This is a genomic window from Gordonia sp. NPDC003950 (assembly GCF_053605205.1).
Genome location: NZ_JBSGIT010000014.1, coordinates 77072 through 101211, shown reverse-complemented (window position 1 = coordinate 101211; position 24140 = coordinate 77072). Strand labels below are relative to the sequence as shown.

28 protein-coding genes are annotated in these 24140 nt (G+C 68.2%); 17 read left to right on the top strand and 11 right to left on the bottom strand.

All coding sequences use genetic code 11. From position 1 onward, the window contains the following. Positions 1 to 8 precede the first annotated feature (8 nt). Positions 9 to 1259, bottom strand: coding sequence for an AI-2E family transporter (locus ACWETB_RS14205; protein ID WP_452211762.1), 1251 nt, complete (start codon positions 1257 to 1259; stop codon positions 9 to 11). Between the two features lie 246 nt (positions 1260 to 1505). Here ACWETB_RS14205 and ACWETB_RS14200 point away from each other — a divergent pair, with 246 nt between their 5' ends. Next, positions 1506 to 2714, top strand: a complete 1209-nt coding sequence (locus ACWETB_RS14200; RefSeq protein WP_452211760.1) for an acyl-CoA dehydrogenase family protein — start codon at positions 1506 to 1508, stop codon at positions 2712 to 2714. A 136-nt stretch (positions 2715 to 2850) separates the two neighbouring features. Here the strand turns inward: ACWETB_RS14200 and ACWETB_RS14195 are convergent, their stop codons facing one another. After that, on the bottom strand, positions 2851 to 3306 hold the full coding sequence (locus ACWETB_RS14195; protein ID WP_452211758.1) for a hypothetical protein: 456 nt from the start codon (positions 3304 to 3306) through the stop codon (positions 2851 to 2853). A gap of 2 nt (positions 3307 to 3308) precedes the next feature. Next, entirely contained in the window at positions 3309 to 3926 is a 618-nt protein-coding gene (locus ACWETB_RS14190; RefSeq protein WP_348807202.1) for an RNA polymerase sigma factor, read from the bottom strand. Positions 3927 to 4165: 239 nt separating this feature from the next. Between ACWETB_RS14190 and ACWETB_RS14185 the strand changes: the two genes are divergently transcribed. From ACWETB_RS14185 to ACWETB_RS14150, 8 genes are all read left to right on the top strand, one after another. Beyond that, positions 4166 to 4660, top strand: coding sequence for an Asp23/Gls24 family envelope stress response protein (locus tag ACWETB_RS14185; protein ID WP_348807203.1), 495 nt, complete (start codon positions 4166 to 4168; stop codon positions 4658 to 4660). After that, the gene (locus ACWETB_RS14180; RefSeq protein WP_452211756.1) at positions 4660 to 5028 is read left to right on the top strand and encodes a hypothetical protein; all 369 of its coding nucleotides are present in this window, start codon (positions 4660 to 4662) and stop codon (positions 5026 to 5028) included. Before ACWETB_RS14185 ends, ACWETB_RS14180 begins: the two co-directional genes overlap by 1 nt. Beyond that, complete coding sequence (locus ACWETB_RS14175; protein WP_452211754.1) at positions 5021 to 5203, top strand: DUF2273 domain-containing protein; 183 nt, start codon at positions 5021 to 5023, stop codon at positions 5201 to 5203. The genes ACWETB_RS14180 and ACWETB_RS14175 overlap by 8 nt, the downstream gene beginning before the upstream one ends. A gap of 2 nt (positions 5204 to 5205) precedes the next feature. After that, positions 5206 to 5766, top strand: coding sequence for an Asp23/Gls24 family envelope stress response protein (locus ACWETB_RS14170; protein WP_452211752.1), 561 nt, complete (start codon positions 5206 to 5208; stop codon positions 5764 to 5766). A gap of 4 nt (positions 5767 to 5770) precedes the next feature. Further along, a complete protein-coding gene (locus tag ACWETB_RS14165) occupies positions 5771 to 6427 on the top strand; it encodes a DUF6286 domain-containing protein (protein WP_449743097.1) in 657 nt (218 codons plus the stop codon). Beyond that, positions 6424 to 6978 (top strand): hypothetical protein, encoded by a 555-nt coding sequence (locus ACWETB_RS14160; protein ID WP_449743096.1) that lies wholly within the window; start codon positions 6424 to 6426, stop codon positions 6976 to 6978. The genes ACWETB_RS14165 and ACWETB_RS14160 overlap by 4 nt, the downstream gene beginning before the upstream one ends. 169 nt (positions 6979 to 7147) lie before the next feature. Next, on the top strand, positions 7148 to 7345 hold the full coding sequence (locus tag ACWETB_RS14155; protein WP_348807209.1) for a CsbD family protein: 198 nt from the start codon (positions 7148 to 7150) through the stop codon (positions 7343 to 7345). A gap of 297 nt (positions 7346 to 7642) precedes the next feature. Further along, a complete protein-coding gene (locus ACWETB_RS14150; RefSeq protein WP_452211749.1) occupies positions 7643 to 9037 on the top strand; it encodes a hypothetical protein in 1395 nt (464 codons plus the stop codon). Positions 9038 to 9049: 12 nt separating this feature from the next. Here ACWETB_RS14150 and ACWETB_RS14145 read toward each other — a convergent pair whose 3' ends face one another. Continuing rightward, entirely contained in the window at positions 9050 to 9997 is a 948-nt protein-coding gene (locus ACWETB_RS14145; protein ID WP_452211747.1) for a hypothetical protein, read from the bottom strand. Positions 9998 to 10094: 97 nt separating this feature from the next. Beyond that, the gene (locus ACWETB_RS14140) at positions 10095 to 10658 is read right to left on the bottom strand and encodes an HhH-GPD-type base excision DNA repair protein (protein ID WP_449743093.1); all 564 of its coding nucleotides are present in this window, start codon (positions 10656 to 10658) and stop codon (positions 10095 to 10097) included. Between the two features lie 104 nt (positions 10659 to 10762). On the opposite strand from ACWETB_RS14140, the gene ACWETB_RS14135 reads away from it, so the two are divergent. Both ACWETB_RS14135 and ACWETB_RS14130 read left to right on the top strand, forming a co-directional pair. Next, entirely contained in the window at positions 10763 to 11245 is a 483-nt protein-coding gene (locus ACWETB_RS14135; RefSeq protein WP_452211745.1) for a hypothetical protein, read from the top strand. 164 nt (positions 11246 to 11409) lie between these two features. Then, positions 11410 to 12888: a sugar porter family MFS transporter gene (locus ACWETB_RS14130; RefSeq protein ID WP_449743091.1), complete on the top strand. Its 1479-nt coding sequence runs from the start codon at positions 11410 to 11412 to the stop codon at positions 12886 to 12888. 15 nt (positions 12889 to 12903) lie between these two features. Here the strand turns inward: ACWETB_RS14130 and ACWETB_RS14125 are convergent, their stop codons facing one another. The 4 genes from ACWETB_RS14125 to ACWETB_RS14110 form a co-directional block, all read right to left on the bottom strand. After that, positions 12904 to 13593, bottom strand: a complete 690-nt coding sequence (locus ACWETB_RS14125) for a lysoplasmalogenase family protein (RefSeq protein WP_452211743.1) — start codon at positions 13591 to 13593, stop codon at positions 12904 to 12906. Further along, positions 13590 to 14846 carry an alpha/beta hydrolase family protein gene (locus ACWETB_RS14120; RefSeq protein WP_449743089.1) on the bottom strand — a complete coding sequence of 419 codons (1257 nt, stop codon included), beginning with the start codon at positions 14844 to 14846 and terminating at the stop codon, positions 13590 to 13592. The genes ACWETB_RS14125 and ACWETB_RS14120 overlap by 4 nt, the downstream gene beginning before the upstream one ends. Further along, positions 14843 to 15781 carry a hypothetical protein gene (locus tag ACWETB_RS14115; protein WP_449743088.1) on the bottom strand — a complete coding sequence of 313 codons (939 nt, stop codon included), beginning with the start codon at positions 15779 to 15781 and terminating at the stop codon, positions 14843 to 14845. The genes ACWETB_RS14120 and ACWETB_RS14115 overlap by 4 nt, the downstream gene beginning before the upstream one ends. 203 nt (positions 15782 to 15984) lie before the next feature. Beyond that, the gene (locus ACWETB_RS14110) at positions 15985 to 16821 is read right to left on the bottom strand and encodes an Rv1157c family protein (protein ID WP_449743087.1); all 837 of its coding nucleotides are present in this window, start codon (positions 16819 to 16821) and stop codon (positions 15985 to 15987) included. A gap of 351 nt (positions 16822 to 17172) precedes the next feature. Between ACWETB_RS14110 and ACWETB_RS14105 the strand changes: the two genes are divergently transcribed. From ACWETB_RS14105 to ACWETB_RS14085, 5 genes are read left to right on the top strand one after another with little or no spacing between them, the layout of a single operon-like run. Then, the gene (locus ACWETB_RS14105; protein WP_452211827.1) at positions 17173 to 18201 is read left to right on the top strand and encodes a thiamine ABC transporter substrate-binding protein; all 1029 of its coding nucleotides are present in this window, start codon (positions 17173 to 17175) and stop codon (positions 18199 to 18201) included. Continuing rightward, the gene (locus tag ACWETB_RS14100) at positions 18201 to 19829 is read left to right on the top strand and encodes an ABC transporter permease (RefSeq protein WP_452211740.1); all 1629 of its coding nucleotides are present in this window, start codon (positions 18201 to 18203) and stop codon (positions 19827 to 19829) included. The genes ACWETB_RS14105 and ACWETB_RS14100 overlap by 1 nt, the downstream gene beginning before the upstream one ends. Then, entirely contained in the window at positions 19829 to 20899 is a 1071-nt protein-coding gene (locus tag ACWETB_RS14095) for an ABC transporter ATP-binding protein (protein WP_449743084.1), read from the top strand. The genes ACWETB_RS14100 and ACWETB_RS14095 overlap by 1 nt, the downstream gene beginning before the upstream one ends. Then, positions 20896 to 21312 (top strand): (deoxy)nucleoside triphosphate pyrophosphohydrolase, encoded by a 417-nt coding sequence (locus ACWETB_RS14090; protein WP_348807221.1) that lies wholly within the window; start codon positions 20896 to 20898, stop codon positions 21310 to 21312. Before ACWETB_RS14095 ends, ACWETB_RS14090 begins: the two co-directional genes overlap by 4 nt. Beyond that, positions 21309 to 22238 (top strand): EamA family transporter, encoded by a 930-nt coding sequence (locus ACWETB_RS14085; protein ID WP_452211737.1) that lies wholly within the window; start codon positions 21309 to 21311, stop codon positions 22236 to 22238. Before ACWETB_RS14090 ends, ACWETB_RS14085 begins: the two co-directional genes overlap by 4 nt. 195 nt (positions 22239 to 22433) lie before the next feature. Here ACWETB_RS14085 and ACWETB_RS14080 read toward each other — a convergent pair whose 3' ends face one another. After that, a complete protein-coding gene (locus tag ACWETB_RS14080; protein WP_452211735.1) occupies positions 22434 to 23081 on the bottom strand; it encodes a lysophospholipid acyltransferase family protein in 648 nt (215 codons plus the stop codon). Positions 23082 to 23142: 61 nt separating this feature from the next. Here ACWETB_RS14080 and ACWETB_RS14075 point away from each other — a divergent pair, with 61 nt between their 5' ends. Continuing rightward, positions 23143 to 23763 (top strand): TetR/AcrR family transcriptional regulator, encoded by a 621-nt coding sequence (locus ACWETB_RS14075; protein ID WP_452211733.1) that lies wholly within the window; start codon positions 23143 to 23145, stop codon positions 23761 to 23763. Positions 23764 to 23855: 92 nt separating this feature from the next. Here the strand turns inward: ACWETB_RS14075 and ACWETB_RS14070 are convergent, their stop codons facing one another. Continuing rightward, positions 23856 to 24032 carry a hypothetical protein gene (locus ACWETB_RS14070; RefSeq protein WP_452211731.1) on the bottom strand — a complete coding sequence of 59 codons (177 nt, stop codon included), beginning with the start codon at positions 24030 to 24032 and terminating at the stop codon, positions 23856 to 23858. Positions 24033 to 24140 lie beyond the last annotated feature (108 nt).

The following is a 24140-nucleotide window of genomic DNA, read 5'->3' as shown; positions in this document are numbered from 1 at the left end:
CTGCATGATCAGCCGCGGTCCGAGGCGTCATCCGCGGGCGGATCGGCCGGGCCGGCGGGCGAATCGCCGTCGCCGGGCCGGTCGGCGTCGGGAACCGACGCGCCGACGGCGTCGTCCGCCGGGGCGTCGGGCGTGCTCGCGTCATCGTCGGCCGGCGTGGCGGGATCACCGCGCTTGGGTAGCGAGGAGCTCAGCAGCACGTCGGCCCAGCGGGTCGACGGGTCGATGTCGAGCAGCAGGGCCTTGCACATGATGGTCAGCGGTACTGCGAGGATCGCGCCGAGCGGCCCGAGCACCCACGCCCAGAACATCAGCGACACGAACGTCAGCGTCGTCGACAATCCGACAGCGTCGCCGACGAACTTCGGCTGGATCACCGACTGGATCACCACGTTGATCACGCTGTAGACCGCGATCACCACGATCATCTGGGACACGCCGCCATCGAGGAGCCCGAGCAGGGCCGGCGGGACCAGACCGATGATGAACCCGATGTTGGGGATGTAGTTGGTGATGAACGACAGCAGGCCCCACAGGATCGGCAGCGGAGTGCCGATGATCGCGAGGGCGACACTGTCGAAGACCGCGACGATCAGACCGAACACCGTCGACACCCAGAGGTAGCTGCGGGTGGCCTGGGCGAAGGCGCTGAACGCGGCGGCGATATCCGGCCGTTCGGCGGTCAGGATGTTGATGCGGTCACCGAAGTTGACGGTGTCGGCGGCCATGAACAGCAGCAGTGCGAGGACCAGCACCAGCATCGAGGCGACACCGGCCGTGGAGGACACGACGTCGCCGACCGCACTGATGATCTTGCTGGAGTCCACGTTGTGGACCATGTCGTGCACTTTTTGCTGACTCACACCGTGGGAGGTGAGGAAGTCCTGGAACTGCTTGACGAGGTCGTTGAACTTGTCGCTGTAGGTGGGGAGGATCGTCGCGAACCGGGCGATGGAGAAGGCCAGCGACGCGAAGAGCCCGATGATGATCGCGTAGACCAGCAGCAGGGTGACCAGGAATGCCACCCACGCGGGTGCGCCCTTCCGGCGTATCCAACTCGCAACCGGGGACACCGCGACGGTGAGCATCATCGCCAGGAAGATCGGCGCCACCAGACCCGCGATCGACCGGATGCCCGCCACCGCCACCACCAGACCGGCCAGGGTGATCAGGATGATGGTGCCGCGCGGCATCGACCATGCCGGGGCGTCCATCCGGATCGCCATCTCCGTGGGCTTCGACTTGTGGCCTTTGGCCATCGTGGTGCCTCTCGTCCGGACCGGTGCCGCACACGGGAATCCGCGGACGCACACAGGTGGTGTCGCAAACGGTGATGTTAGGCCAGAGATGCCGGATCCGGGAGGGTCGCCGCGATATGGCGGCCGACAATCATCCGGGAGGGATGAGACCCGAATCGTGCTTACGCGCGCGGTGATCGCAAGGGTGGGCGCGAGATTGCCGCGGGGGCAGACTGTCGTGGCTTGGTTCGCGATGAAAGGAACTACGTGAGCACCACGACCGTTCGTGAATACACCGACACCGACCTCGACGAGATCTTCGCCCCGGTGTTCGCCCGGATCGCGCAGGGGGCGGTGAGCCGCGAAGAAGACCGGCGACTGGCCCACGACGAGATCGGCTGGCTCAAGGACGTCAAGTTCGGTGCACTGCGTGTGCCCGTCGAATTCGGTGGGTACGGGGCGTCGGTGCGCTCGCTGTTCCGCCTCCTGATCGACCTGGCGACCGCGGAATCCAACCTGCCCCAGGCCTTGCGGGTGCACTGGTCCTTCGTCGAGGATCAGCGCCTCTCCACCGACGCGGCCGAGCGTGAACAGTGGCTGCGGGCCGTCGCCGACGGCACGCTGGTCGGCAACGCGATCACCGAACCCGGTGTCGGTGCGGTGGACCGCTACCGCACCACCGTCACCGACGTCGACGGCGGATACCGGCTCGACGGCACCAAGTACTACAGCACCGGCAGCCTCTACTCCGATCACATTCTGGTGGCCGCCGACCACAATGGCGAACGTGTCTCGGTGCTGGTCGACGCCGACGCCGAGGGCGTGCACCGGCACGACGATTGGGACGGCTTCGGGCAGCGTCTGACCGCCAGTGGCACAACGGAATTCACGGGCGTCCAGGTCCGGCCGGAACGGCTTCTCGGTGCCGGATACGGCGCGCCCGGCCGCACCTACGCCACCTCGTACCTGCAGCTGGTGCAGCTGTCCGTGCTCGCCGGGATCGCCGCCCGCGCACTGGATGACACCGTCGAATGGGTACGTGCGCGCACCCGAACCTTCACCCACGGTTCGGCGGATCTGCCCCGAGAGGATCCGTTGGTCCAGCAGGTCATCGGCCGACTGACCTCGGCCGCCTACACCTCCCGTACCCTCGTCCTCGACATCGCCGAGAAGCTCGATCTGCTCCTCGACGGCGGGGCGACCGACGAGGCGCTGCTCGACGAGCTCGAATTCGATGTCGCCAGAGCGCAATACGCGGTCATCACCACCGTGCTCGATGCCACCACCGAGCTGTTCGAGGTCGGCGGCGCGTCCATCACCTCCGAACGACTTCGCCTCGACCGGCACTGGCGCAACGCGCGGGTGATCTCGGCGCACAACCCGTTGATCTTCAAACTGCGTGCCCTCGGCGATCACGAACTCAACGGCACCGAACTGCCCTACGCGTGGAGCGCGGGAAGTCGCAAGACCGCATAACCCACCCGGAAGTGGCTATTCGGCAGGGATATTGACTCGGCAGGGATATTGACTCGGCAGGGACATCGACTCGGCAGGGACATCGACTCACCGGCCCGGAGCCGCCGACACACCGTCGGAGGCCCCGGGCCGGTCGTCATTCGCCGGTGTCGAGATCGCCCCAGCGCACGTCGATGGCGCCGGCGGCCGTGCGTGCGTGATCAGGTCCCAGCAGCAGCGTCAGCACATCGGTGACGACATCGCGGATCAGATCGGATTCCTCGGGCAGGATGTCGTGGTAGCGGGCGACGAGTCCCAGCCGAATCCGCTCGACGCGGCCGTCGCTGCCCTCGGCGGTGATGCCGACCACCAGCCGACCCACGGTTTGCCGCACCCGCACGGCCACCACCTGGGTGAGCACACGGTCGGAGATCCACACGCCGGGGGAGTCCGTGAGCAGCGGACGCCCGGGGCGCCGAGCGCGGGGCAGGCGCGCGCTGATCGAGGCGACCAGGCGCGACGCATCGAAATTCTGCCCGTCGGCGGGGTCGAGTTGTCGACCGGCATCGCGCAGCCAGACGTCTGTGTGGTCGTCGTCCATCCGAGAGGTCATGTCTACGCTCCTTCCGGTGCGCCGGTGTGGGTGCGATCGGGCCGCCACGGTTCCAGCCGGGTCGCCAGATACTTACGACTGCGTTGCAGGTGTCCCCGGACCGAGCCGGTCGAGATGTTCAGTACCCGCGCGATCTCGGAGAGGGACATGCCCTCGACCTCACGCAGCCACCACACCGCGCGGGAGGTCTGTGGCATCGACCGCAATTCGACACCGAGGGCGTCGACCAAGGTGTGCCGCAGTGCCTCATCCGACGGTAACGGTTCCGCCGCGGCGAGGTCGACGAAACGGGTGTCATCGGTCGGGATGTCGCGCTTCTTGCGGCGGTGATCGACGGTCTTGCGATGCGCGATGGAAAACATCCAGGTCTTGAACGTGGAACGAAATGCGAAGTCCGGCAGCCCTCGCCACGCATCGAGCAGGGTGTCCTGGGCGAGATCCTCGGCGACCTGAGGATCATTGACCATCCGGCGGAGGTAGCGCAGCAGTACCGGCAGCAGCCGGGTCACCAACTCGGTGAAGGCCTCGGTGTCACCGACTCCGGCGGCCGCCGCCAGCTCCTCGTCGGACAGGTCGGCCACGGCCAGCGGCGATCGCGGCGACTCATCGGTGGCAGGCACCCCCGGTGCGGCCGAGAGTGCCCTGTGATCAGGGTCACCCGAACTCACGCGTGCAGATTTCGGTTCCACTACGACTGACTTTATACCGGCACGCCGATACCGGGATCTCGCCGAGGATGGGACCCGCACACGGTCTTTCATCACGTGGAGTGCACCGATCGGCGTACCGGACGACCGCAGTGTCCACTGCGGGCCGGCCCATGGGGCAGCGGCCCGCGCCCGAGTACAGAGGAGTTCTCATGAGCGACGCAGCCCAGACCGACACCCGGACCACCACCGCAACGGGTCCCGACACCGACGCCGCCGGCAAGGGCCTCGCCTTGGCCCGCACCGACACGCCGGCAGGTGATCGAGGTAAGACGATGATCGCCGACGCCGTGGTCGCCAAGATCGCCGGCATCGCCACCCGCGAGATCGACGGTGTGCACGACGTCGGCGGCGCCGCCGAGCGTGTGGTCGGCAAGGTTCGCGGGGTGATCCCGGGTACCTCGGTCAGCACCACCCAGGGCATCGGCGTCGAGGTCGGCGAGCGACAGGCCGCCGTGGACGTCTCCATCGTCGCCGAGTTCGGGGTCGCCATCCACGAACTCGCCGCCGCGATCCGACGCAACGTCATCAACGCCATCGAGTCGATGACCGGACTCGAGGTCACCGAGGTCAACGTCACCGTGCACGACATCCACTTCGGTGACGACGATGACGATCAGGCGTCGGACACCCCGCGGGTGCAGTGATGTCGGAGGGCGCCGACGCCGGGATCGGCACAGCCGAGGCGATCGAACGCGCCGTGTCGGTGATCGACGGGGTCACCGGATTGCACGGCGGGGTGTTCGGGGAGATCGCGACCTACCTTCCCGGCGGCCGGGTCAACGGCGTGCGCCTGACCGATTCCGGCGGCGAGGTCCACGTGATCGTCGACATCGGCCACGACCTCCGTGCGGTCGCCGAACAGGTGTCGCAGGTGGCGGGCGAGATCGCCGGAATGCCCATCGACGTCACCGTCGAGGATGTGAGCCTCACCCCGCGCGACGAGGACGAATCCGCCGGGCACCAACAACTCTCATCACGTGATGACATGACAGAGGTGAAAAACGATGGGTAACAACGCAACGATCGGACTGTTCGCGGGTCTGCTGCTCGCGCTGGCGGTGACCACCGGTGGTTTCGGTGGATTCGTTCTCGCGCTGGTCCTCGGCGCGGTCGGGTTGGCGCTCGGACTGCAACGCGACGGCGCCATCGACCTCGGCGCATTGCTGCGCAGCCGGAATCGGGGCTGACGGTGGCCGCAACCGCAGCCGCGCACGACACCGTCACCCGTGGCAGTGCCGACCACGACCCGGCCCGGGTCGGTACGGCCGCACCCGCCACCGCGGATGCCCGCGGCTCGTTGGTGATCGCCGACCGCGTCGGCACCAAGATCGCCGGCCGCGCCGCACTCGATGTGGACGGCGTGATCAGCCACAGCGGTGGACTCGCCTCACTGCTGGGACCCGGGGGCATCGGCACCTCGTATCCATCTGCGCGCGTAGACATGTCGGAGACAGCGCCGGTCGTGTCGGTGACCGTCGCCCTGTCGTGGCCCTGCGCGGTCGCCGAGGTCTGCCGACGGGTCCGCACCCACGTGGCCGACGAACTGGCCCGGCAGACCGGCATCCGTCCCGGGCATGTGGATGTGACCGTCGCGGCGCTCGTCGCGCCCACCGAGACCGACGATCGCAAGGACGGCTACGTCGCACTGCCGCCCGTCGGCGACGATGGGCCGGGCGACGACGATCCGCTCGAGACACAGACACACGACACACAGACACACGACACACAGGCACACGGGACAGGAGGGTGAGCTCATGAGCGCAACCGTCGATTCGACCCCGCCGGCCCAGACCGATGCCACGCCACCGGCCGACACGGAACCGTCGCGTGAGGTGGAGGCAACCGACATCGCCGATATCGGCGAGGGCAAGGTGTTCGCACCCGCCGCCTACCCGGGAGCGGCGATCGTCGGCTCGATCATCGGTCTGCTGCTGTTGGGTGTGGCCGCCATCGGCATCCGCGATCACATCGTGCGGTTCGGCTGGATCTCCGGCAGTCCGTGGTCGGAGAACGCCGCCGACTGGATCGCCCGGAGCACCTGGCAGACCTGGATGTGGCCGGCCGCCATCGGCCTGGTGATCGTCGGACTCGCGATGTTGTGGATCGCCGTCAAACCCCGGCGGAGAACCCATGTGCCACTGGGGGATCACCAGGTGATGTGGACCCGCCGCGGCGACGTCGCCCGGCGCGTCAGCGCGTCGCTGCTCACCGTCGCCGGGGTCGAACACGCGACCACCGTCGTGGGTCGGCGCACCGCCCGGATCACCGTCACCACCACCGGCGACGTCGACGTCGCCGCGCTCACCGCACCGGCGGAGAAAGCGGTGGCCGCACTGAAACATCCGCCGAAGATCAAGGTACGCAAGGTCGTTCGCGCGAAGGTCGCGCGGGAGCAGGAGGGACGCTCATGAACAGAGGTCCGGTCATCGTGCACCGGCTGACGGTCGGACTGTTCGGCCTGCTCTTCCTCGCGGTCGGCGGCGCGGCGCTCGCCTGGCAGGCCGGGCTGGAACCCGTCAAGGGATGGGTGGACCGGCTCGACCCGACCTGGGCAACCACCGTGACGACCGCATCCTGGTGGTGGGCGGTCCTGCTCGGCATCGTCGTCGTGACCCTGCTGTGGGGGCTGTGGCTGCTGTCGGCGGCGTCGCGTCCAGGCAAGGTCGACGACCTCGTCCTGACCGGCAGCGGCGCCGACGGCATCATGACGGTGCCGCCGAAGCTGATGGCGTCCGCCGTCTCCGACGAGTTGTCGGCGCACACCATGTTCGACGCGGCGTCGGTGAAGGCCGTCGACGACCGTGGTCGCAGCCTCATCCGCATCGAGGTCACCGCACCACCGCGCTACTCCTACGACGAGGTGGCCGCCACACTCGACCCCGCGATCGAGCACATCCGAGCGGCCGTCGACGGAGCCGACATCCACGTGCAGGCGCTGGTGCATCTGCAGAATCCGTCGTGAGGGCATCGATCACGACCCATGACGTCGCGGCGGCGTTTACGGGCGGACAGTCATCCCGATACCGGGGATAGATCCGCCCGCCGTCGCGCAACGAATGACACGTGCCGGGAATGGCCCGGTGCGTTCACGCGCCCCACTCCACACGGGGCTCAACAAGGAGGGATACGCAATGGCCATCGAGGACAAGGTCTCCAACAAGGTCGAGGACGCCAAGGGCAAGGCCAAGGAGGTCGGCGGCGACGTCACCGGCGACGAGGACCTGAAGAACGAGGGCAAGGCAGATCAGGTCTCGGCCGCCGTCAAGGACGGCATCGAGGACGTCAAGGACGCCGTCGGCAACATCAAGGACAAGCTGACCGGCAACTGACCTACCCCCGCGGGGCCGATCACCCGGCTCCCCGGCTGCCTACGACGGGCGACGCGACGGACACCACGGTGCTCCTCGCGTCGCCCGTCCGCGCGTGTGTGGGCCACCGTAACCGGCGCGCCTTCGGTGCACCGGAATCCATGTACCTTCGGTGCACCGGAATCCATGTACCTTCGGTGCACCGGAATCCACGTACCTTCGGTGCACCGGAATCCACGTACCTTCGGTTCACCGGAATCCACGTACCTTCGTACACCGGAATCCACGTACCTTCGGTACGGTGATGCGGTGGAGCGGATGCAACCCTCCGACGCGCTGTGGTACTGGATGGCGAGCCGGGCGCACAGCGACCAGTTCCTGGTGTACGCCTTCACCTCACCGACGACCGAGAACGCGGACCTGGCCGGCACCCTACTCCGCCGAGCTCGGCTGATCGGAGATCTCAACATCCACGTCGTTGACGTCCCGGCGAATCTCGACCGTCCCTGCTGGGCCACGAGATATGCAGCGGCCGAACAGATTCGACGACGTCCGGGACCGATGCGATGGCAGGACTGTCTCGATCGGATCGCCGAGGAGATGACCGCACCGCTCGACGCGCGGGAACATCCCTGGCGGCTGCACCTCTTCGAAGGAGTGTCCCCACCGGACGATCCGGCCCCGATCGGATGCGACATCGGCTCCGGTGGCACAGATCTTGTGGTCGCGGTGCTTCAGGTCGTGCATGCGCTGGGAGATGGTCGTCGCACGAGCGCCCTTGCACGACAACTGTTTTCCGAGGATCGGATACCTCCCGATGACCGGCCGCGGCAGGCGGTGGTGCCGTCGGCGCTCGCGACCGGGCTGGCCGGTGTTCGTGCACTGGCATGGCTGCCGATCCAGACGTTGCTCATGTTCGGTTGGGGTGCAGTCGCATTCGATCGCCATCGGCGCCTCGCCGCGAGACCGCCGGCAGGCGCCGAACCATCCGGTGTTGCACCGTCTCGCATCAACAAGGTCCCGGGTGACGCCCGGGTGTTGCGGACGGTGACCGTCGACGCCGGGCGACTGCGGTGCGGCGGCGCGCTCACCGTGACCATCGGTGCACTCCTGGTGATCTCGATGGCACTGCCCCGCTACCTCGGCGACGATCTCGAACGTTGCGTGGTGACCTTGCCGGTCGCGCGCACCGGAGCCGAACGGCGCTCGCGGAACACCTTTCGCAACGCGAGTATCGATCTGCGCATCGACATCGCCGACCTCGGCGAGCGGTCCAGGGCCATCGCGGCCGCGATCGCCGCCGCTCGTCAACCCGAGACCGGCGCCGCGCGCGCATCGCGTCGGGCCGAACACCTCACGCCGGCGCCGCTGCGGATACTCGGGGTGCGCAGCGCCGACCTGGGCACCGTTCCGGCGCGGATCGACGGACTCACGGTGGTCTCGTCGGTCGATCGCGGCGACGCCGACCTGACGATCGGCGCCACCGATGCCGGCGGTGCAGGGGGAGGACGTGGCGGTCGGTCGGTGTTCACCGCGGGATTCCCGGCCCTGTCATCGGTGCACGGCCTCAACCACGGAGTGCACGGACTCGGTGACACGGTGACGATCTCGGTGATCGCCGACCCGCGGATCTGTCCGGATGTGGATCGGTACGTGCAATTGCTCACCGCAGCCGTCGGCGAGGTGTACGCGGCGCTGAGCCGGGCCGAATGACCGCCCGCGGCGCTACGGCGAGATCTGTGGTTGGTCCGGGGTCTCCCGGCCGCCCCGCTGCGGCCCGGTGACGTCGCCGGTGCCCTTTGCCCCGCGCGTCAGGCGCTTGGGCAGCCGGTCGGCGAGCCCACCGAGCGGCGCCACCGACTGATTCAGCAGATCGACGGTCTCGGCGAGCTCATGCACGGTGTCCTGCATCGCCAGCAGATTCGGGGCGAGTTCGCTGATGACCTCGGTCAGCTGGGTGATCAGGTCCAGGGGGCCGCCGGGTGCGATGGCACGTTCCACCGCACCGTTCTCACCGACGAGCTGATCGAGAAGCCCGTCGTCCTCGGCCATCCGATCAAGGATGCCGCCGGCAGCGGTGACCTTCTCCAGGACGCCGTCGGGTGCGGTCAGTTTGTCGACGATGCCGCCCTCGGAGGTGAGACGTTCGAGGATTCCCTCGTTCTCGGTGAACTGATCGACGACACCGCCCGTGCGGGTGAGTCGGTCCAGCGGTCCGTCCTTCGCCGTCAGCCGCGTCAGGATGCCGCCGTCCTCGGTCATCTGATCGAGGATGCCGCCCGGCGCGGTGAGCTTGTCCAGCAGGCCGTGTTCGGCGGTGAGTCGGTCGATCACCCCGCCGGGGACCAGAAGGCGTTCCAGCGGCCCGCCCGGCGCGACGATCCGCCCGAACGGCCGGTCCGGACCCAGCAGGTCGGCGAGTTGGCCGAGGAGCGCCAACGGAGCCCAGGTGCTGCCGAGTTCGTCACCGGAGATGCCGAGGGCGTGGTTGACCTCGCTCTGCACGCTCGCGGCGGTGATACGGGCGATGTTGATCGCCGATTCCGCGGCGGTCAATGTCACGCCGGTGACGGCGAAACCGATCTGGAAGGGGAACTCGACCAGCGCGCGTACATCGATCTGAGCGCTACCCGTGTCGCGTCGGCCCGCATCCTTGCCCGTGGGTGAACCCATGAGCGCACTGTAGGCCATCGGAGGCGGCGATCGTCGCCGGCGTCACTCCTCGGTGGCGTCATTCCACGGTGGCGTCATTCCACGGCGGGGTTGCGGCCTACTTCTTGGCGGCCGCCTTCGCGGCCTTCTTGAACTCGCGCACCTTCAGCAGGGATTCCGGGTCGGTCACGTCGGCGACCGACCGAAAGCCCTTCTTGCCGTAGTCGCCGACGACCTTCGTCCACCCGGTGGGCGTGACCCCCAACTGCTTTGCCACCAGCGCGGTGAAGATCTTGGCCTTCTGCTCACCGAAGCCGGGCAGGGCACGCACCCGCGCCAGCAGATCCGCGCCGGTGGACGCTTCGGTCCAGATCCGTTCGGCATCGCCGCCATACTCCTCGACCACGACACGCGCCAGTTCCTGCACACGCCCGGCCATCGATCTGCCGTACCGGTGAATCGCCGGTGGGGTGGCGCACAGGTCGGCGAAGGCCTCGGGATCGGCGTCGGCGATCGCGGCGGGATCGAGGCTGCCGAAGCGGTCGCGGATCTTCGCCGGCCCGGCGAAGGCGCGCTCCATCGGAAACTGTTGATCCAGAAGCATCCCGGTGAGCAGCGCGAACGGGTCGGTGGACAGCAACTCGTCGGCGGCCGGGTCCTGGGCAATCTGCAGTTTCGCCATGCCCCGAGGGTAGTGCCCCTAGAATGAGCGCCATGCTGCGTGGGTCCGGACGTAGACGATCGGGGAGTGGGTCGGGGTTGTCGATACGACGAGGTGGAGTCCTCATGCGTCGCATCGGTTCGGTCGTGGTGGCGATGATGATGGCGGCCACGGCGTTGATCGGGGCGTCCTCGACGGCCGGTGCGGCCCCGAGTTCGCCGTCCAACTACGTCACCACCATCCGCTGTGACAGTGCCAATCCGTGGCCGGCGCCGCCGATTCCGGTGTGGGTGGACGTCTACAACCAGATCGCCTTCCCGTCCGACGGGCTGCCGGGACCGGCTATCGCACTGATCGGATCGTCGCGGAGCAAACCCGGCGTGCTCGAGTTCACCGTCGAGGTGATGGTCACGTGGCGCAACAACGCGACCGGTCGCACCGGGACGGTGCGCGTGCCGAGCCGCGCGCAGACGGTGAGCTGGGAGGTGGTGCTGCACCCCGGTCGTGGTCCGGTGTCGTTCACCATCCATCAGAAGATCGGTGCGCTGGCGTTCGTGCCGATGGTCAACGCGCAGACCTCTACATGTGGTGGCCGGGCCACGGCCTGAGCGGCTGCACCCGACTGAGGGCGAACCGTTTCCCCGGGTAACCATCGGACATCGAACGGCGGGTCTCCGGGTGAAACCCCGCGGAATGCACCACTTGGCCGAGTAGCGTAAGCCGCAGTCGTCCGATCGATTCCAAGCGACGGACCCGGACAGATGGGTTCTGCATGTCTGAAGCGCACAACGCGGAGATCGCGGAGCAACATACGGCCAAGGTGATCGCGGTGTCGATCGCCGCGGCGGTCGGTGGTTTCCTCTTCGGTTTCGACAGTTCGGTCATCAACGGTGCAGTCAGCTCCATCCAGGACACCTTTGAATTGAGCTTCCTGGTCAACGGATTCGCCGTCGCGATCGCGCTGCTCGGGTGTGCGGTGGGTGCCTGGTTCGCCGGCCGACTCGCCGACGTCTGGGGCCGTAAACGGGTGATGCTGCTCGGCTCGATCCTGTTCGTCATCTCGGCGATCGGGACGGCCTACACCCAGACGCTGTGGGATCTGTTGCTGTGGCGCGTCCTCGGTGGTCTGGGCATCGGCATCGCGTCGGTCATCGCGCCGGCCTACATCGCCGAGATCGCGCCCGCCCGCTACCGCGGTGCCCTCGCGTCGATGCAGCAGCTGGCGATCACCCTCGGCATCTTCGCGGCGTTGCTCTCGGACACCTTGCTGCAGAACACCGCCGGCGGTCCCGAACAGGAATTGTGGTGGGGCCTGGAGGCATGGCGGTGGATGTTCCTCGTCGGTGTCGTCCCGGCGGTGATCTACGGTCTGCTCGCCCTGTCGATCCCGGAGTCGCCGCGATATCTGGTGGGCCGCAACCGAGATGAGGAGGCCGCCCGCATCCTGCAGGAGGTGACCGGTGAACCGAATCCGCTTGATCGGGTCAAGGAGATCCGACTGACGGTCAAACGGGAGAAGGCCAGTTCGCTCTCGGATATCCGCGGTCCGTCCTTCGGTTTGCACCCGCTGGTGTGGGTGGGTATCTGGCTCGCCGTCTTCCAGCAGTTCGTCGGCATCAACGCGATCTTCTATTACTCCACGACGCTGTGGGAGTCGGTCGGATTCTCCACCGACGACGCGTTCACGACCTCGGTGATCACCTCGGCGATCAACGTCGGCATGACATTCGTAGCCATCCTGTTCGTCGACCGCATCGGCCGCCGGGTGCTGCTGCTGTGGGGCTCGATCGGTATGTTCATCGGTCTGGTGATGGCGTGTGTGGCGTTCACCCAGGCGTCGACCACGGTGGTGGACGGCGCGCCGAAGACCACCCTCGACGACCCCTGGGGCACCATCGCCCTCATCGGTGCGAACCTGTTCGTCGTCGCCTTTGCCGCCACCTGGGGGCCGGTCATGTGGGTGATGCTCGGCGAGATGTTCCCGAACCGCATTCGCGGTGTCGCACTGGGCGTCTGCACTGCGTTCAACTGGATCGCGAACTTCATCATCTCGATGCTGTTCCCGCAGATGAGCAAGGTCGTCGGACTCGGCTGGATCTACGGTTTCTTCGCGTTCTGTGCGGCGGCGTCGTTCTTCTTCGTCAGGTTCAAGGTGCGCGAGACCAAGGGGATGGAACTCGAGGACATGGATGCGGTCGCCGACTCGGAATTGTCGGCACGGGCGAGTAGGACGGCCGCCAAGGCCAAGTGATCACCTCGGTGATCGTCAGTCCGCAAGGCCGTCGACGAGCAACGCCTGCGCCGCGAAATAGCTTGCCAGCACCCAGGTCTCGGTAAGTTGCCGCAGGACCGGGTGGCCGATCAGATGACGCCGGTTGAGGATCGTGAGATCCGATGCGAGGAACAGCAGCCCACCCACGCGCAGCGCGGGCTGATTTGTCGGTGCGTCGGCGGCAAGGGCCGACATGGTGGCGAGCGTGTTGCCGTAGGGGCCGAGCACCGCGAGCAGCCGAGGCCGGTGCGCGGCGATCACGGCGGCGGACTCGCCGAGGACCGCCACCCGTGGGAGCAGGGTTCGTGCACGGGGTCGAGCACCCCGTCGCCAGAGCAACGCACAGTAGGACAGTTGGGCACCAGCGAACAGGGTGGCGCCGCCCGCGAGCCGAGAGTCCTTGAGGGTCAACGGATGCCCCACTGCGAGCCGGCGCTCACCGTCGGCCGGCGACGGAGCGGTGAACTCCTCGAGGAGCATCGCCCGATCGCCGGCCGCCGAGGACGTCACTGCCGCGGTGAGCAACGCGTTGTCGATCCCCGACCGGCCCCGCCATCCGCGGATGACCGCCCCGGCCAACAGCGCCAACGGAATCGGCTTGGTGACGGCGGCGCCTCGTCGGGATCCGAGGGCGCCGACGACGGAGGCGAGCGCGGCGGCGGCGACGTAGGTTCGCGAGATCACCGGGTCACACGCGCGACGAAGGCGCGGACGTCGTTGTCCGACATGGACTCCGCCTGCGACGCGACGGGCGTGAGGTAGGTCCGGCCGTCGACGAGGCGGTCGGTGCGGGCGTCGGTGATGTACTTCAGCGTCAACGGCACGATCACCGCGGAGTCCTGCAGGGTCTGCGACATCAGCACCGGTCGGGTGAATCCGCGTGTCGGCAGAGTGGATGCGCTCGTCAGCAGCGTGGTGAGGTCGGTGTTGCCGGAGAGTGGTTTGCTGAACAACGAGCCGAGGTCGAGTCCGGTGGCCGCACGGGTGAGGTCTCCGACGCAGAGGTCCTTGGCCTTGGCGACCCAGGACCGCCCGGTGTCGGTCAGGTAGGCGTTCAGGCCGACCTCGGGGTGGGTCTCACCGATCGCGGCCAAGGTGTACAGCGCGTCGGCCACCCACACCGGGGGTGCGGTGATCGTGGTGGCGGGCCCGAGTTTGCCGATCACGGAAGCGAATTCGGCCGGGATGGAGGTGGCCGCGGAGCCGCGGTAGTCCATATCCGCACTACGGGCACCGGAGACGCCGCGAGCCAGGACGACCGCCGCGGACGCGCCCTGACCCTCGCCGACCACCGCCCACCTGCGGGACAGCTGGTCGGAGATGTCGTGCCCGGCCGCCACCGCGTCGACGATGTTGCGTGCGGTGGCCTGGAGGTCGAAATACTGTGGGGTGCCACTGGTTCCGAGCCCCGCATAGTCGGTGCCGACCACCGCGTAGCCACGGCTGAGCCAGGTGCGCAGCGCGTCGAGGTCGGCGTCGGTCGGGTGGACCGACGGCGCACATTCGTCGGCGATACCACGGGAACCGTGTGCCAACGCCACGACCGGGTAGCCGCCGCGCGGCGCCGAACGGGTGGGGAGGTAGAGCGATCCGGTCGACAGATGCGGCTGGGCGTCGGCACCCACGCTCCAGTACGTGAACTGATAGCCGCGCCCGGCGCCCGCATACAGCCGCGAGCCGGGGATTTCCCGATTGGCGTAGACGGTCCCGGGTTGTCCGCCGGCGGTCATCGCCGCGGTCCCCGTCGATGTTGTCGGCGCGGAGGTGGTGGTGTCGGCCGGGGATGCCGAATCGACGGCGGCCTCGGGATCGGCCTGGGCCAGGCCGATGACCGATCCGGTGACCCCGGTGGCCACGGCGATCACGGTGGCCACCGCGGCGGTTGCCGTCCGGGTTCTGCGTGCGACCCAGCGGGGTCTGCGTCGGATGGTGATCATGCGCTGACGACGCCGACCGCGGGAAGGAAGTAACAGGTGGTCTCACCGTTCTGGGCGGTTCCGTAGACGGCCGAGAGGATGGTGCCCTTGCCGGTGTTCACCGGTGCCAGACGTACGGCGCCGAGCTGGTCGAAGATCTTCGACATGATGGCGTTGTTCTGGCCGCCCAGGGGTTCGAGGTCGGCGAAACCGCCCTGCAGGGTGCTGGTGTTGAACCACGCCACCTGGATCTTGCCGCCGGTGGTCGCGGTGGCCGGCACGAACGCGTATGCGGTCTGGCCGTCCTGGACGAGATTGAACGGTTTGAGAGCGGGAAGGTTCGGGAAGAGCTGCTGCAGCAGTGTGTTGAGGGCGGTGGTCGGTTCGGTCTTCATCGGCCACGGGCCGGCCACCGCACCGGCGCCCGCGGTGACCAGACCGAGCGGGTTGTCGGCGGTGGGGGCCGCGCAGAACGGTGCCACAGAGGGCGTGAAGGACTGAATTCCCAAGGTGCGCAACACTGACAGTGGATCGGTGGAGGCGGCGACATCGGTGCTCGCGGCAACGGTGGTGCCGCCACCGGTCAGCCCGTCGAGAGGTAACTGACCGAGCAACGCGGTGATCTGATCCGGAGAGATCTGTCCCACGCTGTTCTTGATGGTCTCGGCGGCCTTGAGGGCGATCTGATCGGCGCCGGCATCCTTCAGCGTGCGCACGCCCTGGGCCAGTGCGCTGTCGAGGGGCACGGCGCCGAGTTCCATCTCATCGGGCAGCAGACCGTTCGGAGTCGAGGGCGTCGCCGTCGAGGGGGCGGCCGGGGATGCCGGTGCTGCCGGAGTGGTGGCCGGGGCCGCATGTGCGAGTCCTGCACCGCCGGTCGCGACGGCGACCGCGACGGCGAGGCCGGAGACGGTCCTCACCAGGCGGCGAGGTCGGGTACGGATGGCGCTGCTCATAGTTCTCCTCGGGCGCAAAAAACGCCCCACCCGGGAAGGTGGGACGGATGTGACAGATGATGCTTAAGTTAAAAGAGAACACGAATGTTGCGATGTGAACAAGCTGAGAAGCCGAGTTGTGATGTGGCCGCGATCGATGGGAGATGCTCGGAACGCAGCAGCGCCCCGGCCGATCGGCCGGGGCGCTGGCGTCGTGGGTGTGCTCAGATGATTGCGAGCCCGATGGTCGGCGCGATTGTGCAGGAGATGACGCGGCCCTTGGTCTTGGTGGTCACGTCGCCGTAGATCGTGGAGATGATGCGGCCCTTGCCGGTGCTCGCGATGCCGGTGAAGGTTCCCGGCCCGCTGGTCGCATTGATCTTGTCGTTGCGTTTGAGCTGCGTCTGCCCGGTACGACCGTTGTCGATGTTGATCCAGCTGGCCCACAGCTTCCGCGACGGGCTATTGATCGCCGGGCCCGTGCCGAGGCTGGTGTAGACGTATCCGGCCTGTCCACGCTTCGGGCCGGGGGCCGGCGCGGCCTGCGGGCCGGCGGTCACCAGGGCGCGGCCGAGGGAATTGCCGTTGCCCGGCATGCAGCCGAAGCCCAATGTCGGGTAGAGGAACTGCTGGATCTTCGGTGCGCCCGGTCCCTGCGGGATCTCCGGCTCGCCCGGCTTGGCGACCCGGCGCTCGGCGACCTGTGCGGCGGCGAGTTGCCGTTCACCCGGTTCGCCGAGGAAATCGACGATCTGCTGCCAGATCTCGCGGACCTGGGCGGGCAGCTGGCGATTGTCGGCCATGGCCTGGGCCTGGTGGATCAGATCGGGATTGATCTGCCCGTCGGGACCCGGCGTGGTCACCGAGCCGATGATCGCGGGTGCGAACGCGCCGAGCGAGTCGAGGGTGCGCTGATCCGGCTGGGGGGCCGGGGTGCTCGGCGCTGCCGATGTGGACGGGGCGGCGGGTGTCGTCGGTGCTGCGGAGACGACGGCAGGGATGGCCAACGACATCGCGAGGGCGGCGGTGGTGGCCGCGATCAGGCGATGGGGTCGTCGCATCGATGCATGATGTCGCACGAGGCTGGTGTCCTCACAAGAGTCGGTGTGGGCCGACATCGGAGCGGGCCCACGAGGTCGCGGATCAGTCTAAGCCCCATGGGAGGGGCGGTGTCCAGGCAGCCTACCGCGCGCCAGCTGTTGCAGATGTGACTATTGATGCAATTGTTACTGATGGTGCGTCGCTGGTGGTGTCGTGTGACGGGCGACGACCTGGTTAGATCGATCCGGTGTGCTCCCGCGGGCGCGCTGATCCTCACCGCACCATCCTTTACCGCATCACCGTCCAGCTTCACCCGTACAGGGAGTCCCGTGAGCAACCCATATGGCCGTGTCCGACCGCCCCGATCGGCGATGCCCGCACGACTCGTGCGTGTCGGCGTCGCGCTGATCACGATGATCGTCGGTGCGGCGACTATCACCGCCTGTGGCGACAACGCGCAGTCCGGCGCCGAGGTCACGATGCTCACCCACGACTCGTTCAGCCTGCCCCACGACGTCCTCGACACCTTCCGCAACGAGACCGGACTGACGCTCAAGGTGATCAAGAGCGGCGATGCGGGCCAACTCGCCTCGACGGTGTCGCTGACCCCCGGATCGCCCAAGGCCGACGTCGTCTACGGCATCGACAACACCTTCGCCTCCCGGCCCATCGACGCCGGGGCGTTGGAGGCCTACGCCCCTCCCGCGGCCGCCAATGGTGCCTCGGAGTTCGCGATCGCCGGCGCCGAAGATCAGCTGACGGCGGTCGACCGCGGTGACGTGTGCCTGAACATCGACGACACCTGGTACTCCAGCCGCGGCCAGCAACCGCCGAAGAGCATCCGTGACCTGACCGAGCCGACGTTCGCCGCGCAGGCCGCGCTGCTCGACCCGGGGACATCGTCGCCGGGAATGGCGTTCCTGCTCACCACGGTCGGAATGTTCGGGAGCAACTGGCAGTCCTTCTGGAAGGACGTCAGCGGCGGCGGTGCGGCCATCGTGTCCGGGTGGGAGATCGCCTACAACCAACTGTTCAGTGCGGGTGAGGGTCACGGGGACAAGCCGATCGTGCTGTCCTACGCCTCGTCGCCGGCCGCCACACCCGGCACGAGCGCCCTGCTCGACGGGTGCTTCCGTCAGGTCGAATACGTCGGCATCCTCAAGGGCACCCGCAACGCCACCGGGGCACGCAAGGTCATCGACTTCATGCTCAGTCCGACGGTGCAGCGCGCACTGCCGTCGTCGATGTACGTCTATCCCGTGCAGAAGAACACGCCGCTGCCCGACGGCTGGGCGCAACGTGCCCCGCTACCCCAGTGGACGGTGACCCTGCCGCCGGAGTACGTCACCCAGAACCGGGACTCGTGGCTCGAGCAGTGGCGGGCCGCGGTCGGTCGCTGATGGTCGCAACTCCCGGCCGGGCGGCTACCGCCAGTGGGGCAGTCGCGCTCCGGGTGATCCCGGTGGCGTTTCTGGCGATCTTCTTCCTGTGGCCGGTGGCGGCGCTGGTCCGGCGCGCGATCACCGTGCGCAAACCCGATGATTCGATCGGCGCGCTCATCGATCGGACCCACGCCTGGCACCTCTTGGGAGTCACGCTCGCCCAGGCGGGCGCCTCGACGCTGCTCGCGCTCGTCGTCGCAATCCCGATCGTCTGGCTGTATGTCCGGATGCCGGGCGCGGGGGCGGTGGTGCTCACGGTGATCGTGACGGTGCCGTTCGTGTTGCCGACTGTCGTTGTGGGCGTGGCATTTCGGGCACTGTTCAGTGGCCCCCTCGACGGGCTGGGTATCGGCGACGGGTGGACCGCCGTGCTCGCTGCACACGCCTTCCTGAACGTGGCGGTCGTGGTGCGGGTCGTCGGGGCGGCGTGGCGATCGCTGGACACCCGCGCCGAGGAGGCCGCGCGCACCCTGGGCGCCTCGCGGTCACGTGCGTGGTGGACGGTGGTGGCGCCACGGCTGATGCCGGCGCTGGGCGGCGCGGCCACCCTGGTGTTCCTGTTCTGCTCCACCAGCTTCGGGGTGATCATCATCCTCGGCGGCGGGGCGCTGCGCACCCTGGAGACCGAGATCTACACCCAGGCCGTCGGCTACTTCCGTATCCCCGAAGCGGTCCTGTTGTCGATGCTGCAGATCGTGGTGGTGGTCGCGGTCCTGGTGTGCAGCAGGGTCTTCAGTGATACCGGCTCGTCGTCGGGTTCGGCCCGGGCCGGTCGTCGCCCGCCGCCGATCGTCGGCGTCACCTGGCTCGCGATCATCGGCGCCTGGGCCTGGACACTGGCGCTACTCGTCGGGCCGATCCTGGCGCTCGCCATCCGTTCGGTGCGTCCGAGCGTCGGTGGGCGGTGGACACTCGACGGATACCGGGCCATGTCGGTGCCCGTCAACGGTGTGACGCCCCTAGCCACACTGCGGTATTCGTTGACGACCGCGCTGCTGGCGGTGGTGATCGCGGTGGTGGTGGGTCTGCTCGCCGGCCTCGCGTTGCATCGCTCGCGGGGAGTGGCCGGGGTGATCGGCAACGGACTTGCGATGATCCCGCTCGGAATCAGTGCGGTGACACTGGGTTTCGGCTATCTCATCGTGCTCGCCGCGCTCCCGCCGGAGGTCGCGGCGTCGCCGGTGGTCATCCCGTGCGTACAGGCACTGATCGCGATACCCGTCGTCGTCCGCATCGTCATCCCGGCACTGGAGGCGGTGCCGCAGCGGTTGCGTGAAGCGGCCGCGGTTCTCGGCGCCTCGCCGCTGCGGGTGTTCGCCACCGTGGATCTGCCTCTGATCGGCCGATCTGTCGGTGCGGCAGGAGGGTTCGCTTTCGTGATGGCGCTCGGCGAGTTCGGCGCAACCAGCTTCCTCGCACGTGCCGACACCACGACGCTGCCGGTCATGATCGGGTCGGCACTCAATCGACCGGGAGCGACCGAACTGGCCACCGCGATGGCGGCCTCGATGGTGCTGGTGCTCGTCACCGCCGGTGCAGTGCTCCTCGTGGAGTTCCTGCGGCCGCGGACGGGGGCACTGATCTGATGTTGGAGCTCAATGGTCTGCGCGTCTCCTACGGTTCGGAGACCATCATCGACGGTCTCAATTGGTCTGTGGGCGAACGTGATTCGCTGGTGACCGCCTTGCTCGGACCGTCCGGCTGCGGCAAATCCACCGTGATCCGGGCGGTCGCCGGACTGCAGCGACCCGACGCCGGGACGATCCGCTTCGACGGCGTGGATCTCGCCCGGATCCCCGCGCATAAGCGCGATTTCGGCGTGGTCTTCCAGGACGGTCAACTCTTCACCGGACGCAGCGTCGCCGCCAATGTCGCCTACGGTCTGCGGATGCGCAGGTGGTCACGGGCCGCCATCGCCGAGCGGGTGGCGCAGATGCTCGACCTCGTCCGGTTGCCCGGTACCGGGAATCGCCGGGTGGAGGCGCTGTCCGGCGGGCAGGCGCAGCGCGTGGCGCTCGCGCGGGCGCTGGCCCCGCGGCCGCGTCTGTTGTTGCTCGACGAACCCCTCGCCGCACTCGATCGGCGCTTGCGGGACAGCCTCGCGACCGAGATCGCCGAGATCGTGCGGGAGGCCGGAACCCCGACGATCGTGGTGACCCACGACCATGCCGAGGCGGCCCTGATGGGTGACTTGATCGCGGTCATGCGCGACGGTGCGATCGTCCAGTCGGCCACCCCGGCGCAACTATGGAGCACGCCCGTCGATGCCTGGGCCGCACGGTTTCTGGGATGCACCTCGGTGATCCCGGCGACGGCGACCGCCGACGCCCGCCCCGGCTCTGACGCCGGTCCGCGCCGGTTCGACACCGGCCTCGGGCACATCGACCTCGATGTCGCCGCGGACTCCGTGGAACTCGGCCTGCGGGCCGAGTCGGTCCGGGCGACGCCGGTCGGTGCGACCGCAAAGGGATCGTCGGCAGAAGGATCGGCGATCCGGGGCTCGGTCCTCGTCGTCGCCGACCTGCCGTCCGGACCGCGACTACGGGTGCGCACCGAGTCCGGCGAGTACGACGCGGTCGGGCCGGCGTCGGTCGGCGTGGGCGACGTCGTCACCTTGCGCCTGGTGCCCGAACGGGTGGCGGTGATCGGGTCATGACGCCCCGACATGTCCTGGCCGGGGCGATCATCGATCCCTCGGGCCGCAAACTTCTTCTCGCGCAACGTGACCGACCGCCCGAGGTTGCCGGGCTCTGGGAGCTGCCCGGCGGCAAGGCGGAGCCGGGGGAGTCCGACGCGGCGGCACTGCGCCGGGAACTGGCCGAAGAGCTCGGCGTCGACGTCAGCGTGGGTGAGGCTCTGCGCGAACATGTTTCGCTGAGCGGCGACCTCGTCCTGGTGGCGATGTGGGCGCGGGTCGTCGACGGCGAGCCGGTGGCGCTCGAGCATCGCGCCGTACGGTGGGTCGATGCCGAGGAGTTGACGGCACTGGCCGCCGCGGCACAGATGGTGCCCGCGGACACGGCGTGGCTGCCACAACTGGTGGCGACGCTGGGGGAGCGCTCGCGATGAGTCGTCGGCTCGCACAGACGCTGACGGCGCCGGGATTGATGCTCGTCGGCGGTACGTCGATGTACCTCGGGGCCGCGATCGCGGTGGGCCTGTTCGATCGTCTCGAGCCCGCCGCGGTGGCGTGGTTGCGGATCGCCGGTGCCGCCGTCGCCCTGGTGGTGTGGGTGCGTCCGCCGGTGGCGGCCTGGCGTCGGGACCGACTCGTGCTTGCCGGGGTGTTCGGCCTGATCACCGCCGCGATGAACATCGCCTTCTACGAGGCGCTCGACCGACTACCACTGGGAACCACGGTGGCACTGGAGTTCCTGGGTCCGGTGGCCGTGGCCGCGTTCGGCTCCCGGACGCGGCGCGACATCGCCGCCCTGCTGCTGGCCGTCGTGGGTGTCGCGTTGATCGTCGACGTGCAGTGGTCGGCGACGCCGGCCGGGCTGGCGTTCGCGCTCATCGCCGCCGCGTGCTGGGCCGGATACATCGTGTTGGGCAAACGGGTGGCGCTGCGCGGTTCGGGGATCGAGGATCTCGCAACGGGTTTCGTCGTCGCCGCGGTCCTGACCTCGCCGCTGGCCTGGGGCCTGACCGACGCGTTCGATCCCGACGCCCCGACCCTTCGGCTGCTGGGTCTCGGTGTGCTGCCGGGCATCCTGTCCACGGCACTGCCGTATGCACTGGACCAGGTGATCCTGCGCAGCGTCGGGCGCGCGCAGTTCGCCATCCTGCTCGCCCTGCTGCCGGTGACCGCCGCGGTCGTGGGAGTGATCGTGCTGCGGCAGATCCCGCCCGCCGTCGAGATCGTGGGTATCGCGGCGGTGGCCGCGGCGATCGTCGTCCAGGCGGTCCGGCCGTCCGGCGCCGTGAACGACGCCGACGGTGCCGAGACCGATGGTGCCGTCACCGGAGACGGCCGGGCGACGCCACCCCCGAGCTGATTGCCGGCCGGCGAACTCCGCTGCCCACCGTCGTTGACAGCGCCCTCCTCGACGCTGACAGCGCTCGGTTTTTCGATGACAGCGCTCTCAATCCCGTTGACAGCGCTCAGTTCTCCGTTGACAGCGCTCTTGATTCGTTGACGGCGTCCGGCTTTTCACTGACGGCGCCTCCGCTGAATGTCGCGGCGATGAGGCTCATGGTCGCGAGGCATACGTATCGACGTAGGGTTGCCCGGCCAGGACGGCCACCTCGCGCATGATCCTGTCGGTGGCGGCCCGGGGGTCGGAGTTCGCGATGTCTTCGCATTCGACGGGGCGTCCGATGACGACGGCGACGCGGTGCGGACGCCAGATCCGGGTGTGTGGTGGGTTCACCCGTGCGCTGCCCCGCAGGCCGATCGGGATGATCGGCGCACCGGTGGCCTGGGCCACCCGGACGACACCGGTGTGGCCCTGATAGACCGCGTCACCCGGCGTGCGCGTGCCCTCGGGGTGGATCGCCCAGACCTCACCGCGGGTCACCGTGTCGATGGCCGCACCGAGCGCGGAATCCGAGTGTGCGCCGCCGCGCCGATCGATCGGGATCTGGCCCATGGCCGAGAAGAACCATCGGGTGGCGGCGCCGATCGCACCCGGACGTTCGAAGTACTCGCTCTTGGCGACGAAGGTGACCCGTCGTCGGGAGATCAGGCAGAGCAGCAGGGAGTCGATGAACGCGTGATGGTTCGCGGCCAGGATGACCGGACCGTTACGCGGCAGGTGTTCGCGTCCGACGACCTGCGGGCGGGTCACGATGCGCAGGATCGGTCCGATCGCCGCGTACTTGGCGAGCGCGTACCACATGGTTCCCCCTCATCGGTCACCGTAGACAATGTCTACGCCGCAACTGGTAGACAATGTCTACATGACGAGTTCGACGAGTGCAACGCCGGCGGATTCCACGTCCGGCCGGATCGTCGCCGCCGGGATCGAGCTGCTGGAGTCCGAGGGCATCGACGGCGTGGGCCTGCGGGCGATCGCACGACGGGCAGGGGTGTCGCACGGGGCGCCGCGCCGATATTTCCCGACGCACCGATCCCTGCTGGCGTCGATGGCCCGGTCGGGTCTCGAGGACCTGGCGGGTGAGCTGGGGCCGATCCTCGGCAGCGATTGCGACCCGCGGACACGGCTCTTCGATGCCGCTTCCGCGTATGTCGATTTCGCGGTCCGGCGACGCGCCATGTTCGCGTTGATGTTTCGGCACGACATCCTCGACGGTGCCGGAGGTGACCTGCGCAGCCTGTCGGTGCCCTTGCTGACCGAACTCCGTCGGGTGCTCGACGCGGCGATCGACACCGCACCGTCGGGAAAGCGAGAGGCCCCCATGTCGGAGGGGCGTCGGTGGCGTCGCGCCGTGACGTTGTGGACGTCGATCCACGGCATCGCGGTGCTGGCCTCCACCCGCGCACTCGACCCGGTCGCCGACATCAGCGACCTCGATGTGCGCGAACTCCTCCTCGGCGTCGTCGAGGCTGCGATCGGCTGATCCCTGCAGGTGGGGGTGCTGTCAACGTCGGGTCGGGCGCTGTCAGTGAGGAGGTGAGCGCTGTCAGTGAAGAAGTGAGTGCTACCGGCGCCTCAGACCGCGCGTGCCTTCTTGAGTGCCTTGTTCAGGTCCTTCTTGCTCATGCCCGCGATGTCGAGTTTCGTCATCCGGTGGATGACGACGGGGCAGCGGACGCAGCGGGTCTTGGACTTGCAGCACTTCTTCTTGGGCGTCAGATCGCGTACCTTCGCCGGGTTGGGCTTGCCCATGCCCATGACCGTAGCATCGGCCCTGCCGGTGCCGGTCGACCTGCTGTGATCGCGGTCTCCCGGATGGACCCGATACCCTGTCAGCTGTCGTCAGTCCCATGGCCTGAT